This window comes from Acaryochloris sp. IP29b_bin.148 (assembly GCF_028285565.1).
In the GTDB taxonomy this organism is placed as follows: Bacteria; Cyanobacteriota; Cyanobacteriia; order Thermosynechococcales; family Thermosynechococcaceae; genus Acaryochloris.
In genome coordinates this window covers 1-14,668 of the sequence record NZ_JANQOY010000202.1, presented here as the reverse complement: position 1 = coordinate 14,668, position 14,668 = coordinate 1, and the positions used below count along the sequence as shown (strand labels likewise).

Below are 14,668 nucleotides of genomic sequence, written 5' to 3'. Positions count from 1 at the left end.
GACCATAACAGTGCGAGAACGTTTTTGCACCAGTTTCTCGACACCCGGATTGACCAATATGGCACCTACCAAGATGCCATTGATGCCCACCAGTCCTGTTTGTTTCATTCCGTGTTGACTCCGGTCTTAAATATTGGCTTGTTGCATCCAGACGAAATCCTGCAAGCGACGCTAGCACGACATGCCGATCGACCGATTCCGCTTAACTCGCTCGAAGGGTTTATTCGCCAAATCATTGGCTGGCGGGAATATGTGCGAGGGGTTTATCTCCTCAAAGGTCGAACCCAAAGAACCACTAATTTTTTCCAGCATCAGCGTTCCATTCCTGAGTCATTCTGGACTGCGCATACGGGCCTTTTACCCTTTGATGTTGTGATGCAGCGAGTATTGCACAGTGGCTATGCCAATCATATTGAACGGTTAATGGTGTTTAACAACTTATTTTTGCTGTGTGAGTTTGACCCCCATCAGGTTTACCATTGGTTTTCAGCCCTGTTTATTGACGCCTTTGATTGGGTGATGGTCCCCAATGTCTATGGCATGGGGCAGTACGCAGACGGAGGGCTGATGATTACTAAACCCTATATCAGTTCGTCCAACTACCTGCGCAAAATGAGTTATTTCAAAGCAGGCGATTGGAGCACGATTTGGGATGCGCTCTATTGGCGGTTTATGCATCAACACCGCCCCCTATTTGAACGCAATCCCCGGACTCGGATGACAGTCAGCCACCTGGATCGCATGGGCCAAAGCAAGCTAGACCAGCATTTACAAATGTCCGAGGCCTTTCTGAGCGATCTCTAGCGGCGCAGGTCTTCAGCAATGAGCTGCGATTTGTGGCGCTTGACGAGGCGGATAGGTTAAGGCGGCCAACACTAACATGAATAGCTCAAAGATCAATTTCACGCTGTGGGTAATAGCCGTCTTCAGGATGACCAGGCAGCCCATAAGGAGAAGCTTAAGCAGCACCAGTCCTGTCTGGGCCACAGCGGGGGCCTTGAAGGTGATCAGTTTGCCCGGCAAATACACAAAGAGGGAGAGCACCAGCACATTGACAATCAAGAGTCCTAACAGCAGGTAACTACCAATGCCTGCTAACGAGAGCCCTTTTGCAGAGACGGCAACAGTTTTATCAAGGCCGCCAATACCCCCACCATACTTAGGGGGGCTAACCAACGGGGTAGGCTAATGCCCCGAATAAATTGTTCCAGCAGATGAAACCCCTTGTTCAGAACAACGGAAAACAGTTCATCTTCGCGCTCAAACATCATTGACCCTCACAGACGTTGTGGCTATGATAGTCACCCTTGAGAAAATGTCAATATTTCGGGTAGACAAATTCTGAATTTAGACCTGCAAAATCACTCTTGATCACAAAAATGCGGCGAAAAACTTTTTTCAGAGTTATTTTGGTGAAGGAGCTAGGGGATTTTGGAGTAGAGCATGGCGAATCGAGAGCATCTGAATCGGCTGAACCAAGGTGTGAGAGCCTGGAATCAGTGGAGAGATGCTAATCCCAACATTCGTCCTGATTTGCAGTTGGCCAACTTAAATGGGAAGAATTTAAGCAAGATCAACCTCAGCAGAGCCGATCTCAGCGGTGCGGATCTGAGTGGAACGGAGTTGAGGCAAGCTCACTTAATTGGCACGAATCTGAGTCGAGCCTTTATGCGTTGGGCCGATCTCAGTCGAGCAACCTTGCGCGGTGCCTATCTGTGGGGTGCAGACTTGAGTGGGACCACCCTCGAACAGGTGGATTTGAGCTATGCCAAACTACGGGGGGCGACCCTGCGCTGGGCTGACCTCAGTTTTGCCAGATTGACACAGGCCAATCTGCGCGGTGCAACGTTGAGTGGGGCCACGCTCTGCCGGTCTATTTTGCGGAGAGCCGATTGTACTTGGACCGAGCTGCGCTGGGCTGATATGCGAGGCGCTAACTTGTATGAAACGGATTTGCGCTGGGCCGATATGCGAGGGACCGACCTTAAGCATTCTTCCTTAGATGCTGTGATTGCGATCGCAACCGACTTTACCGGGGCAACCTTTACCGGGGCCAGCATTGAAAACTGGAAAATTAGCAACGACACCAAACTAGAGGACGTAGAGTGTGGCTACATCTATCTGAAATCTGCCCAGCGAGGCCGACATCCCTTATCCGGGGATTTTATCCCGGGTGAATTTAGAAACCTGGTGCAAAAGTCTTGGAAAACCATTGATTTAATCTTTGTGGATGGGATTGATTGGCTGGCCTTTGTGGCGGCCTTCCAATCTCTGAATACGGAGTTCAGTCAGGATGACATCAATATTCAGGCCCTTGAGAAGAAAGCGGGTGGAGTTTTTGTGATTCGCCTAGAGGTTTCAGGTGATGCCAACCATGAAATGATTGAAGCACAGGCTAAGCAGTATTATCTTGCCCAGCTGAAGGCCATTGAGCGCCGATATAAATCCCAGCTCAATGCAACGGATGTCGAGCTGAAGCTGTATCGCCAGAAAAGTGCGGAGATCAAGGAGATTACCAAGCTCTTAGCCGTGAGACCGATTAAACTCCAGCAACAATCGCCGCTAAAACATCGATCCAACTTGCGAATGACCTCTTAAATCTAGGAGGGTTCGCAGTACCTCCACTGAGCCCCATCCTGGAGGCCCTCCAAATCGGAGGCAATCATAGATGTTCGGGCTTCATTCGCCTCCAGAATGACCACTCCGAATCCTTCCATATCCCCTGTGGCCGGAATATTCGGCATCATCAACAAATCCGAGGCATTGTAAGCAGAGCTTAACCTCAATCCCCCTCTACTCTTAATCTTGGTTCGATATTCGTGGAAGTAGACTGATTGCCCTAGCACGAATATCCTCCCCTATGAAAGTTGCGATTATTACCTCTGGTTTCTTACCCGTCATCGATGGTGTAACCGTCAGTGGTTTGCATCGCTTACAAAAGCTCAGTGACTGGGGCCATCAGGTCAAATTATTTTGTCCTGACTATAGTGCCTTAGCGAGTGTCTATCCCAACTGGCAGGATTATACGGGCCATATTCTTCCGAATGTTGAGGTGATCAACCTCCCCAGCAGTGCTTTTATGGGGTTAGATTTTGAGCGCAATGTCAATTGGCGAGCCCGCAAACACCTAAGAGACACCCTAGAAACCTTTCAGCCCGACCTGATTCATGTGGATGAGCCTGAGCGGTTGTCCGTTGGCCTATGGCAAATCCCTGGTATACAGTATGCACAACGAGCTGGCATTCCCTGTCTGGGCTTTTTTCGAACAAACTTTCTTGAGTATGCAGAGGATTATTTTGACTGGCCGCCGCGTGCGATCGCATATCTCAAACACTGCTTTACCCTGCTTTTGCGCCGCGTGTATAACGCCTACGATCGCACGCTTGTCACCAGTCCGATCACGAAAAACAAAATTATCAACCTGGGCATTAACAACGTCCACTACGCCAACTTAGTGGGGTTCGACGCGGACACCTTTAGCCCTCACCTGCGGCAAGCGAACTATTTTGCCCACACCTACGACCTCCCGCAGGTTGATCGCCAAGTCAAACTGGTGTTTGTTGGGCGATTAACTCCTGACAAAGGCTGGGGATTTACCTTCAAAGCCCTGCAAGTCCTCTTTAATACGGTCAATCCCGATCAAGTGGCGGTATTAATTGCCGGGGATGGCTCCATGCGAGCTGAGATTGGCCAACAGTTGAGCCAGCTCACTCCCCACGTCCATCTGCTGGGTCGGGTTGCGCCGGAACAGGTGCCGACCCTGCTTGCCAATAGCGATATTCACGTGACTGCCTCGGAGAAAGAAGCGAGAGGGCTAACGGTCTTAGAAGCCTTTGCCTCTGGGATTCCCGTTATTGCCCCTCGGGCAGGCGGGGTGGTGGAAAATATTGTGGAGGGGTGGAATGGCTACCTCTATACTCCCCAATCCACTGAAGATTTTGCTCATAAACTACAGCAGCTGATCGAAAATCCTCGCCTTCGTCAGCATATGGGTGAACGGGCCCAGGCGAGTCTGGACCAATACAGTTGGGATAACACGATCCAGACCCTCGTTTCTCTGTGGCAAGACGCGATTTACCAGCGTCAACCTGCTCCTCTTCAACCCCGCCGCCCGCTAGTGACCCTAGCTAAGCCAGCCACCGATGCTCAGTCTTAAGGTCGGCTGGCGAGCCAGTCACTGGTAATACGGATGGATAGACTGAGGGGGTCGGTCATGGGTGGGGCTTAGGCGGGGTTGGTTAGAATAGTCTAGAACAGTGCGTTGATTCTCATGCAAACCACTACGCTTTATGACAGAGACTTTTACGCTTGGACTCTTCGCCAAGTAGAGCTGCTGCAAACCCAGCAGTGGGAGCAAGTGGATGTCGAAAACTTGATCGAGGAGATTGATTCGTTGGGGAAGCAGGAACGGCGGGAGCTGTGCAACCGATTAGGTATACTGCTCGGACATCTGCTTAAGTGGCACTATCAGCCAGAGGCTCGATCTAAAAGCTGGTTTTACACGATCAAAGAGCAGCGAATCAGAATTGTCCGCCACTTAAAGGATAACCCTAGCCTCAAGCCCTACCTGAAGGATGCGATCTCGATTGGCTATGAAGATGGGCTACTACTTTTTGGCAAAGAAACTCCCCTTGATCCGAAGCAGCTCCCTCAATCCTGCCCTTTTTCTGCAGCTCAGATCTTTGATGAACCTGTGGAATTAGAGTTGTGACCTCAAGGCAATGGGGACGCTCACCTTCTCTGCTGCAATTAACGCCTAGAAGCTTTTAGTCAGATCGGGTTTCCTTAGCTTGTTCGCGAATCACTTCGCTCCAGTTATCATCTTTGATCGCCGACTCCAAATTCTGACGCCGTTCTGCTTCACTTTGGGGTTGAGTATTGCCAGCCACACCTAGCGCCATCGCCTTTTGCAACTTCACCTTCTTTTCTTCATAGGCTTGCCGTTCCTGAGCCGACATCGCTTGAACGGCTGCATCTTTCACCGTGCCAGCCCATTGACCATCCCCGGTATTTCCGGGTGGGGGACTGGGGAAAGCGGCGATCCATTCATCCCTTAACTGCTCCATTTCAGCCCGCTTGGGAAATTTAAAAGGCTGAACTTTCACTTGGGCACAAATCTCTTCACCGTGCTGAGAAATGTGGCTCTTTAAGGAGAGGGAAACATTGCGGGAATAGTTGACGTATTGGGGATTGCCTGCTTGATCAAAGACTGCATAAACGCCTGCAATCTTGGCATCGCCAGCGGCTTCACACCAAGTAGAGACAAGAATAGGGGTATCAGTGGCTTGATCTGGGGTTGGGGGGGCTGCGGTCTCTGCCGTATGCTCGTCATCCGAACTATAAAGAAACTCATGCAGCCCTTGATGAGCTTGTGGTACATTCTGGTGCTCGATCGCATTCGGATTTTCGATACCCACAGGTTTATCTCCCTTGCCGACATGCCCTTATTATCAGTCATCGCGATCCCTTGGCCGGAAAATTTCGCCAAACTTGTCAAAGCTTGGTCACTTCTCCCATCTCCGATATAGATACCTATTCTGGTTTAAAGCCACAGTGGCTGCGCTGGATCAAAACGCGAGCCTCTCAAAGCACCGATTGACGACTGCCTAGCTGGGCAAGCTCAAGATATTGGACACCGGAGAACCCGGAGGCCGATGATAATCCTCTGCATTCAAAGATTGCACCAGATCGGCAAAGGTTAGGTGAAAACATTCCAACCCGCCGCACAGCCAATCGATATAGTCTGGCCATTGGTCGGTCGCCGCGATATCCACCTCTGTCAGAGAGCAGTATATGACACATTCCGAGGACAGGTTCTCCCACATTAGGGAAAATCCTAGTTCTGATTCAATCCACGCTTGCTGCGCCACCAATAATTCATAATGGGCCTGCGCATCTTCATCAAATAACCGCAATTCAATTGCTAAGGATGCGTGACTCTGATCGAGATGGGCGGAGAGTAAAAATCCAGCTCGGCCAATGGCAAAATCGATATGGTCTTCTGGGGGCGGAGCTACCGCTTTGACGACACTGCCCCGCTGTTCTAGCTGATCACATAGTTCGGTCCAAAAGGCTAATTGCTGTGCTTGTGTCTCGGTTAGGGGTTCTGGTTCAGGGTCGGAAGAGGATTCTATTTGGTGTTCGAGCTGGCTTTCTAGATCCAGTTGGGTGGTATCCGGTGGGGGTGCTTCTGGTGAGGCCTTTGCAGGTGAAACTAGATTAAACTGAGCGGCCATCGCGGTTTTGCCAATTTGCCATAACTCTATTTCCACCCCTAAAAATTGCAGCGAGGGTTGAGCATGTTGATTCAGCCAATTCAGTAGCTTCAGGTGTTCGGCAGAAAACTGACTGGCAATCCAAATAATGCCCACCGCATTAATATCGGCCCCTTCTGTGAGCAATTGACCAAAATGTTGTTCATCGGTGGGACAAAGCTGACTACCAATTAGAATCCAGTTTTTGGTTCCGGTCTGCCGACAGAGCAAATCCGCTTGGCGATCGCACATTTGCTGCGCATCTAAAACCACTTCCAAGGGCAGATCAATGGCCTCGCCCAACAGCTGGATATTCTCTTCCTGGCAGAGCCAGGGCGCAAAATCCTCGGTGGCGGACTGCCAATATTGGGTGACATCGACTTTCTCTAGACGACCCAAATTGGGCTTGGAGGAGTGCTTGGGAGACATGGGTGCGATCGCTCTAAGGATTTATCCTCCCCTACCGTCAAATCACATCAAGGAGGAAACGGGCTTAATATTCAATAGCTTAACGGTTATAGAGTCCAGCAGATCAGCTAAATCAACTGCAATGTTTAACTTGGGGGCATACCTAAAAATACGGTACCAATGCCCCATCCCTGGTGTACATTCTAGAAATAGCTTTTGTCCCCTCTAAACCGTGCTAAGCGATGCAGCCAGGACAACCCCATATAGCTATTTTTGAGTCACTTCACCTAGGGCTTCTTGCAGAATGTCATCGCTGACACCATGTCGCTTCAAGCTGGCAATTAAGGCAGAGACGGTATCTCCTTCAAAGCGTTCTAAGTCAGCCCGAAGCCCTTGTCCAATATAAGCACGGGCCAAGGGTTGATACCCCGAAAACCCAAGTAACGGTGCAATTCTTTTCAGGTCTTCAATCACATCTTCAGGCATCCGCATTGTGATGGTTGTCATGGGACGGTTTCTATCTAATCGCTTTTTTAATGCTTCAGTTTTCATTTAGTACAGGACAAAACTTTTGTAAGCTAGCTGAAGGAAGAGTTTTAAGTAGGGCATGACTCCTCACAACTAGATCCGATGCTCATGCTGTTTTTCTAGTCAACAGTCTCAAGTTCTTCCGTCTTCCATGATTAACGCTGCGATCGCATCCGGTGAGGACTCAACTCCTCTGTTCAGGGTTGGGAGGGATCTTTGAAGACGCTAGCTTATCCGCCCAACGAGTAGTCTCCGGTAGCCGATAGCGAGTGGTACAGCTCATCACATATTCAATCGCACTGTCTAAACTAATTCGATGTCCCAAAGAAATATATAAGGGCTTCGTTTGGGAGCGCGTGCGCAGGACGGCTCCAATCTGTTCTTCCTTGTCGATTAAGGGCTGCCAACTGCCTCGAGTTTGGTCAACGGGGTCGTGTTTTCCAACTAAGCGAGACTTGGCGACACCAATGGCGGGGAGATCCACCAGCACACCTAGATGGCAGGCAATCCCAAAGCGTCGAGGGTGGGCGAGTCCTTGGCCATCACACAGGAGGAGATCTGGGGTGGTTTGAATTTGGGCTAAGGCCGCTAAGACCGTTGGAATTTCCCGGAACGACAGCAGACCAGGGATATAGGGAAAAGTGGTGGGTTGGCGAGCAATCGTAGTTTCGTGGAGTTTTAGCTCTGGCCAGGTGAGCACGGCAATAGCCGCGCGAGTTATTTTGCCTTGGTCTTCAAACCCTACATCCACTCCCGCGACAAAGCGCACTTCATTCAGGTCATCGGTGGGGATTACTTGGGAACACAATTGTTTTTGCAGTTGGATGGCTTCTTGAGCCGTCTGGGGCCACTCAACCTGAGGAACGTGCACTTACCACTTATGAAACCAGTGGGTATCAATAAAGTCCATCATCATCAAGGCACCGAGCATACCGCCCATAATTCCCAGAATAAACAGTAAAGGGTTAGCAACGGCGATTAAACTACCTAAGGCACACATAACTACCGTTAAAAAGAAAAGAATTATGACTAATAGTAACGGTCTAAAGAGATCCATATTAAGTTCTTATGAGTTATATATTAATTTGTAATGCGATGATTGTTATTGTACTGTATTCGTGCGCCTGCCCAATCTAATTTCTCGCGCAGGGTGCGATAGTAAGAGTAATTTTCCCGCAGTAAGACAAACCTCGCCCGGCATTTGGCCATCCAGATATCGACTCGCTGTCCCGGCCAAATCGACGTACATAGCACGCCATCCATCCACAGTTTGGTCGCCAGTTCCCGATCGGCCAGGGGCCAAATACTGACTCGGGAGCCAGACGGTAATACAATCGGGCGACTAGATAAACTCAGGGGGCAAATCGGGGTGACTGCCATGGCTTCCATGCCGGGGTGCAAAATGGGGCCACTCGCCGCCACGGTATAACAGGTAGACCCAGTGGGCGTGGCCACTAATAAGCCATCGCCTTGATACTGATCTACCACTTCGCCATCAATTTCCAACTCCAGGATGGAGGTAATCATCCGATCGGCAGAGGCAGGCTTAATGCACATTTCATTGAGAGCAATGTAAAAGGGTTCCTCTTCCGGGGCATCTGTGGGGTCAACATCGCGATCCGCCACGCGTGCCCGCAGCATCATCCGCTGTTGAACGGCATAGCGATCCTCTAGAATTCTTTGCCAGACTTGTTCAGTATCTTTAAATAGATCAGCGGGTTCTGTCAGAAATCCCAGATGCCCCCCAATATTGACGGCCAAGATAGGAATGCCATCGGGGGCCAGATGCCGAGCAGCGGCTAGGGCAGTGCCATCGCCACCAAGGACAATGGCGAGGTCAATGGGTTGGGTGGCGGAGGCCAGAAAAACTGGATAGGGATTGTCTTTGGGGCCACTCGGCCCCATCAAAATATGACAGTTTTTGTCTTCGAGCTGGCGGGCACATTTCTCCGCCCACTGCTGGCTGAAGGTATCTCCAGCTTTGTAGACAATAATGACTTGCTGCAACTGCACCCTAGTGGTCCCCTCTTGCTATCAGCTTAGGATTATGTCATTAACGTAACCTGTTCGCTGCGATTTAACTAAGATTAGAAAAATAGGTGGCCAATACCCAGACTGCGATCGCATACACTTTGAGGTATTTTGACGATGGCTCTTCAAGCGCTGTTTGCGGCAATTCATCACGCTCACACAAAACAAGCATTGCACCAACGGGTGATTCCTCAGTGTGGAAAATACTTTTCCGCTACCCGACAGGGACTCTTTTTCTTTGACCAACTCCCTTTGGCCGAACCCAAACTGAAAGCAGTTGTCAAGCGAGCCCTCTCCATTGAACATAATCCTGTGGTTCGTTACATTGTCGAACGCCATGCCCCTGTTCACGAGACCCTGGTTACTTCCCCCAAAGTCTGGCAGATCATCTGCCCTCGACCTGATCATTGGCATGTTATGGCTGGACCAGTAGTTCACCAAGGTCAACTGATTGGTGCGGTAGGATTTACCCGCGAGCAATCTATGCCTGGATTTGATGCTCAAGATCTGGCTGATTTAAGTGCGATTTGTCTGCATCTGTCAACGTGGGTGGCCACCGTTAAAGGGAAAGGTGGAGCGGCAAAACGGGATTGTCTCACGCCTCGTGAACTAGAGATCGCCGAGTTGGTGGCGTCTGGTCTAACGAATGCGGCCATTGGTCGTGAACTCTGGATCACTGAAAATTCTGTGAAGCAAGCTTTAAAGCGGATGTTTCGGAAGCTGGACGTTTCTTCGCGAGCAGAGCTGGTCAGTCAGATCTATACATAAATTTTCACGCTACTGCAAACCCAGGATAGGGCTGGATATGAGGCTTATGAAAAGCCCACACGATCTGTTCTTTGAGCATTCCTCCCCTGACTAACTCATCCGCAATCCCCTCCTCTGTAACATCTCGTTGAATCCAAACTTTGTCATCTACCAGATCCACATGAATTAAACCGAGTGGAAAAATGTTGAGGAGTGTTATGACTGGTTAAAAGTGTCAACAATTCGGCTGCTCTCCCCCCATCGTTATGGGACGATCAAGGGGTAGAGATACAGAACCCTATTGTTATTTAGCAGACCTCTTCCGAGCGATTGACGATTGTGGTTGCCAACGAAGGGCAATGCTAAAGGAGGATAAGCTATGAAACGCGCACTTCTAGTGGCTTGTGCATTCCTCGCTCCCTTGCTCTGGGCTCGTCCGGCCAATGGGGCCGATCCTAACCATGTGCAACAACTACTTTCAACCCATCAGTGCCCAGGGTGTGACCTTGCTGGCGCCGATCTGCGGCAAAGGCATTTGATCGGGGCGGATTTACGGAATGCTAATTTAGCAGGCGCTCAGTTGCAAGAGGCTAATTTGGAAGGAGCAGACTTAACGGGGGCAAATCTTCAACAGGCCAACTTCACCGATGCGTTCCTGACCAATGCCAGCTTGAATCACACTCAATTGGCTGCGGTGAATTTTACCCGCGCCCGACTTTATAATGTTGAAGCCAGGGGGGCTGCAATTGCCAACCTGAATCTCACAGATGTCAAGATGTGGGGCACCCCGATCAGCGTGGGCGGGGAGTAGTCGCTTAGCCTTAAGACTTCTCAGTTAAGTTACTTTTATGACCTGTTGATCCACTCCTCCGTGTGTTACCAAGATTTACGCTCGATCTCACTTCAATTGGGTGAGGGTAAATCTTAGTAGGAATGGGGGTGCGCAAAGTCTACTATTCTACCTTGGCCCGAAATCTCAGAAACCCATATGAGTTAGAGGGTTGACCAGGACTAGTCGCTGCTGGCACATTGCCCAAATTCACCACCACAGTTCCTGTAGGGTTGGCATTAGAGTCACCACAGACACTCGCAGCGTCGGGTGGCAGAGTCGTATTCGGTGGATAAAATTCAGCGATATCTCCGTCAAGGTCATTCGTGTAGCTTCGTATTTCGCCCTCATACTGTAGCAAGATACCTCGGCTAGCCCCTACGCCCCCATTCTCTCCAGGTGGGTCGGCATTAAAGGCATTGGTAACAAAGGATTGGAACTCGGGAATGCGATCGCAAATTTTGACATCAACTGCTTCCGCATCTCCCGTCGATAAAAAGTAAATGGTGTACTCAACCTCATCCCCTGGCTTAGTCTCGCCACCATTAATTTGGCCTCTCAGAAAGCTACTGGGGCTAGTATCAAGGGGGTTATTGGGGTCGTTAGTAGGCCAATTCTCAGTATCAGGGGGGTCTGGTGCTGGATCGGCTAGCGTGTTGTCATCGTAGTCGTAGTTCGGATCATCGATATAGACATCAAGATTTGTACTACCATTGCTGGTCTGACCATTGACGCGAGTGATACGCTTCACAAGCAGGATATTAGGATCACTTATTGTTCCAATAGTCAGTGGTGTAGACGTTTGAGAGAAGGTACCATAGACATAGGTATCAATGTAAGTTTTATTACCAAGACTAAAGCTCCATAAATGTCCTGTAAGGTCTGTAGATGGGACACCATTGGGTAAGGATGAAGTGCCACCTAAGCCTGGTAGGGCAGTGATGTCATCCCAATAGACCTGGGTTGAAGTGGTTGAAGTGTTGGAACTAGCGCCAAAGATTGTTAGCCCCTTTGTACCGCCTGAAGGTGGGGAAGTGCCGCTATACTCAGCATCACCCGCTACAAAGTGATATTCGCCTACTCTGGCTTGCATACGAGCATTATAGGTACCATCTGGAACTTGTTGGCCAGTATTATCCTGACCGTTCCAGGGCACTGTGATTTCGGTGTTGGCAGTCGTTCGCCCCGCCAATAGCACATCTCCTGCACCAAATTGACCATCAGGGGCACCACCGTTTGGATCAGATACATCAATCGTGATGGCATAGGTACCATCTGTATCGGACGTGAATTTGAAAAAGCCAGTTTGACCTGGAGCCAGCGGAATACTATTACCGTTCGCGTCAACAAACCTGAAGTTGGACACATTAGGACTGCCAACTGACTGAGGATAATTAGCGGCAGGATAGCTGGTGTAAATTTTAAATCTAGGGGTAATACGGTTATTGGCAAAAGGGGCACTAACACCAGAAACGTTTCTACCAAGGGCATTAGGGGAGTTGAGCCCAATATCATTGGCTAGAATTTCGTAAACGAAGCCAGAAAAATTGGTTAGATCTAGCTTCCAAACATAAAACCCAGTAGATAAACCGGGAACAACCGTGTAGTAATCAGCATCTGTTGCGTTGTTAAAGCTGCCCGTATTAAACCCCCAAGTGTAGGTCCAAAGACGCCCTTGTTTCTCGGTAGGGTCTGGATTTGATAGCAGATCTGGCGTTACCGTTATATCATAGCGATTGAATGTTCCATTTGAGGTGCTGTCGTTAAAGAGACGAATTTCGTAAGTGCCTGCTCCTGTTACCAGATGGCGGAATAAGTTAGGGGTATTGGTTGGGGTTAATGGGGCGTCGAGAGGATCATTACAATCTATGTTGCTGCTAGTACGAGTGAATGTCCTGACCAATGTTCCGGCGTTTGATGCAGGTGCATCTTCATATTGTCCCAGAACAGGGTTGCTGTGCCGATAAAGTTCAACTTTGACATCGTCAGAGTTGGACCGTCCACAGAGGGCAATATTAATCACCTCACCGACCTGGATATTGTCAAGATAGAGCGGGCGATCAATTTCCGTAAGTCCTGTGTCAGTGCCTATTGGTACTCTAGTATCGTATTCGTACAGATCCTGGTTAAGGCCGATCTGCTTAGACCCTTCTGCCCAAACAGGCATTCCCAGCATGAGTGAGGTGGCGATAGTGAGCCCTGAAGCAGGCAAAATTTGCCGAAACAGTTCACGAGACAAGCGTTTAAGGTTTGAGGGGAACAGATTTGTCATGAGTACAGGTTCTTGGTAAGAATACTCTTTGAGTTTTAAGGGAATCGTTTTGCCAGTAGACTGACTACTTATGAGCAGAGAATTTGACCTTAGAAAATCCAGACATTTCTCTCAATTCTCAATAAACTCTAGGGAATTTGGTTATAGCTCTGTTGGGGCCATCAACTGATGGAGTGAATGGTTCATTGACCTGATACCAAAGAAATGCTCTGTATTTATGCATTTAGAGCAAGTATCGCCCGGTTGAAATTTATTCAAGGTAATCGCAAATCGTCCTGCCTCATCCGCAACGCCTTCTGCTAGGGGTTCACTTAGAGGACCGCGTTGACCATTCGCTCCGTTGACTTTATACAAAATCATTTGAATTGAACTCCTGGGTCAACGAGGCCGTCAATATGGACCTGGTTATCTAGAAAGAAGAACGCCCGCAAGGCAGGTTTCCTCGTAATTGTTACTTAGAGGCATATAGTCAACCTCTCAATTTATTAATCCCAAATTCTTTTGAAAATTTCATTTCTTCAATATTTTCTTCAAAAAAACAATGTCTTTCGTAGAATAAGTTTTCCATGATCGCTAGCTAGCAATAAAGCCTTTAAGCATCAAGCAAAAAGGTCCACCAAAATACTTATTCTCCCAGAACAGCGATCAAACGATCTGATTCTCTTCAGAAGACCAAAAGCTCAAAATTATTTCTAGGCAAGCTTTTCAGGGATCATATATCCAAAAAACCAAAGAGAAATTGATGGATTTCATCATCAATTTCAACATAAATCGGCCTTCTCAATCACTTATATTTTCTGAAAAAATATAGAGAATCTTGATCAAACAACAGTATTTAAGGAAGGCAATATTAGCAATATATTTTATACTACAAAAAAGGAATAAAAATACATTGCTAATATTATCTTATACAAGAAAAAATAACGAAGACGACACGCTACATTTATAGTGTCGCAATATGGTATTTGCGATCGCGTTTAATTTAAGACTTCACTTGTATACGTTTGATCTGCGAATAACAAAAATTGATTGTCTTCACAAACTAAACGTCAATCATGGCTGCACAGAGCATCACCCACGCGATCTCACTCCAAACAAAGTGCGCTCACAAACAGCAAACCACTTGCACTCCATCACGAAACGAAGGCAATCAATCAACACCCAGTAACGGAACAATATTGCTGACTATCGATACCGATCAGTACTCGTTACTCAGATTCAGCGTCTCTTAACCAACCCACTAGATCATTAGATTCCGAAAAGTCGAACAATGCCTCACCCAGGGCTTCAAGCTGTTCGAGGGAGAGGGATTGAATCTGCAACCTAATTTCCGGGGAAGGGTTACCCACTCGTCGTGCGAGCTGGCGGAGAATCAACGTTCGCTCTCCTTTGAGAATGCCAGTCTGCTCACCTTCCTGACGCCCTTCGAGCAAAAGTTCTTCTTTCCACTCCTAGTAAATCACTGACTGTTGCATAATTTCCTTCCGCAGAACCCGATTGATAAAGTCCTTTTCCAATGTTAACCGTTAGGGTCGAGTGACAGGTCACCCTGTCACCCTCCCATTCAGAACGGTGCGTGAGACTTTCGAACTCACACCG

Annotated in this window: 16 protein-coding genes and 2 pseudogenes; 6 read left to right on the top strand and 12 right to left on the bottom strand. The window is 48.6% G+C overall.

Annotation, left to right across the window (positions count from 1 at the left end):
- Nucleotides 1–804 (top strand): annotated as a pseudogene (locus tag Q0986_RS18130) (cryptochrome/photolyase family protein); the annotation flags it as partial.
- A gap of 12 nt (nt 805–816) precedes the next feature.
- Here Q0986_RS18130 and Q0986_RS18125 read toward each other — a convergent pair.
- Nucleotides 817–1,176 carry a hypothetical protein gene (locus tag Q0986_RS18125; protein ID WP_299413855.1) on the bottom strand — a complete coding sequence of 120 codons (360 nt, stop codon included), beginning with the start codon at nt 1,174–1,176 and terminating at the stop codon, nt 817–819.
- A gap of 267 nt (nt 1,177–1,443) precedes the next feature.
- Between Q0986_RS18125 and Q0986_RS18120 the strand changes: the two genes are divergently transcribed.
- A complete protein-coding gene (locus Q0986_RS18120; RefSeq protein ID WP_299413852.1) occupies nt 1,444–2,598 on the top strand; it encodes a pentapeptide repeat-containing protein in 1,155 nt (384 codons plus the stop codon).
- Between the two features lie 2 nt (nt 2,599–2,600).
- Here Q0986_RS18120 and Q0986_RS18115 read toward each other — a convergent pair whose 3' ends face one another.
- Complete coding sequence (locus Q0986_RS18115; RefSeq protein ID WP_299413849.1) at nt 2,601–2,846, bottom strand: glycosyltransferase; 246 nt, start codon at nt 2,844–2,846, stop codon at nt 2,601–2,603.
- Between the two features lie 14 nt (nt 2,847–2,860).
- Between Q0986_RS18115 and Q0986_RS18110 the strand changes: the two genes are divergently transcribed.
- Together Q0986_RS18110 and Q0986_RS18105 are read left to right on the top strand one after the other, a co-directional pair.
- Nucleotides 2,861–4,156, top strand: a complete 1,296-nt coding sequence (locus Q0986_RS18110) for a glycosyltransferase (RefSeq protein WP_299413846.1) — start codon at nt 2,861–2,863, stop codon at nt 4,154–4,156.
- 114 nt (nt 4,157–4,270) lie between these two features.
- Complete coding sequence (locus Q0986_RS18105) at nt 4,271–4,711, top strand: DUF29 domain-containing protein (protein WP_299413843.1); 441 nt, start codon at nt 4,271–4,273, stop codon at nt 4,709–4,711.
- Between the two features lie 55 nt (nt 4,712–4,766).
- On the opposite strand, the gene Q0986_RS18100 is transcribed toward Q0986_RS18105, so the two are convergent.
- The 6 genes from Q0986_RS18100 to Q0986_RS18075 all read right to left on the bottom strand — a co-directional run bounded on the left by Q0986_RS18100 (nt 4,767) and on the right by Q0986_RS18075 (nt 9,203).
- Nucleotides 4,767–5,417, bottom strand: a complete 651-nt coding sequence (locus Q0986_RS18100; RefSeq protein WP_299413840.1) for a GIY-YIG nuclease family protein — start codon at nt 5,415–5,417, stop codon at nt 4,767–4,769.
- A gap of 189 nt (nt 5,418–5,606) precedes the next feature.
- Entirely contained in the window at nt 5,607–6,683 is a 1,077-nt protein-coding gene (locus tag Q0986_RS18095) for a DUF4268 domain-containing protein (RefSeq protein WP_299413837.1), read from the bottom strand.
- 246 nt (nt 6,684–6,929) lie between these two features.
- Nucleotides 6,930–7,214: a hypothetical protein gene (locus Q0986_RS18090; RefSeq protein ID WP_366918623.1), complete on the bottom strand. Its 285-nt coding sequence runs from the start codon at nt 7,212–7,214 to the stop codon at nt 6,930–6,932.
- A gap of 160 nt (nt 7,215–7,374) precedes the next feature.
- Entirely contained in the window at nt 7,375–8,061 is a 687-nt protein-coding gene (gene nfi, locus Q0986_RS18085; RefSeq protein WP_299413830.1) for a deoxyribonuclease V, read from the bottom strand.
- Nucleotides 8,062–8,190, bottom strand: coding sequence for a hypothetical protein (locus Q0986_RS18080; protein WP_299413827.1), 129 nt, complete (start codon nt 8,188–8,190; stop codon nt 8,062–8,064).
- An 80-nt stretch (nt 8,191–8,270) separates the two neighbouring features.
- Nucleotides 8,271–9,203: an NAD(+) kinase gene (locus Q0986_RS18075; protein WP_299413824.1), complete on the bottom strand. Its 933-nt coding sequence runs from the start codon at nt 9,201–9,203 to the stop codon at nt 8,271–8,273.
- Between the two features lie 129 nt (nt 9,204–9,332).
- On the opposite strand from Q0986_RS18075, the gene Q0986_RS18070 reads away from it, so the two are divergent.
- Nucleotides 9,333–9,989 carry a LuxR C-terminal-related transcriptional regulator gene (locus tag Q0986_RS18070; protein ID WP_366918622.1) on the top strand — a complete coding sequence of 219 codons (657 nt, stop codon included), beginning with the start codon at nt 9,333–9,335 and terminating at the stop codon, nt 9,987–9,989.
- Nucleotides 9,990–9,993: 4 nt separating this feature from the next.
- On the opposite strand, the gene Q0986_RS18065 is transcribed toward Q0986_RS18070, so the two are convergent.
- Nucleotides 9,994–10,149 (bottom strand): element excision factor XisI family protein, encoded by a 156-nt coding sequence (locus Q0986_RS18065; RefSeq protein WP_299413820.1) that lies wholly within the window; start codon nt 10,147–10,149, stop codon nt 9,994–9,996.
- Nucleotides 10,150–10,347: 198 nt separating this feature from the next.
- On the opposite strand from Q0986_RS18065, the gene Q0986_RS18060 reads away from it, so the two are divergent.
- Nucleotides 10,348–10,779, top strand: a complete 432-nt coding sequence (locus tag Q0986_RS18060) for a pentapeptide repeat-containing protein (protein ID WP_299413816.1) — start codon at nt 10,348–10,350, stop codon at nt 10,777–10,779.
- Nucleotides 10,780–10,921: 142 nt separating this feature from the next.
- On the opposite strand, the gene Q0986_RS18055 is transcribed toward Q0986_RS18060, so the two are convergent.
- The 3 genes and pseudogenes from Q0986_RS18055 to Q0986_RS18045 all read right to left on the bottom strand — a co-directional run.
- Nucleotides 10,922–13,069: a hypothetical protein gene (locus Q0986_RS18055; RefSeq protein WP_299413813.1), complete on the bottom strand. Its 2,148-nt coding sequence runs from the start codon at nt 13,067–13,069 to the stop codon at nt 10,922–10,924.
- 141 nt (nt 13,070–13,210) lie between these two features.
- Nucleotides 13,211–13,429 (bottom strand): hypothetical protein, encoded by a 219-nt coding sequence (locus tag Q0986_RS18050; protein WP_299413810.1) that lies wholly within the window; start codon nt 13,427–13,429, stop codon nt 13,211–13,213.
- 848 nt (nt 13,430–14,277) lie between these two features.
- A pseudogene (locus tag Q0986_RS18045) lies at nt 14,278–14,592 on the bottom strand (DUF4351 domain-containing protein); the annotation flags it as partial.
- Nucleotides 14,593–14,668: the final 76 nt, after the last annotated feature.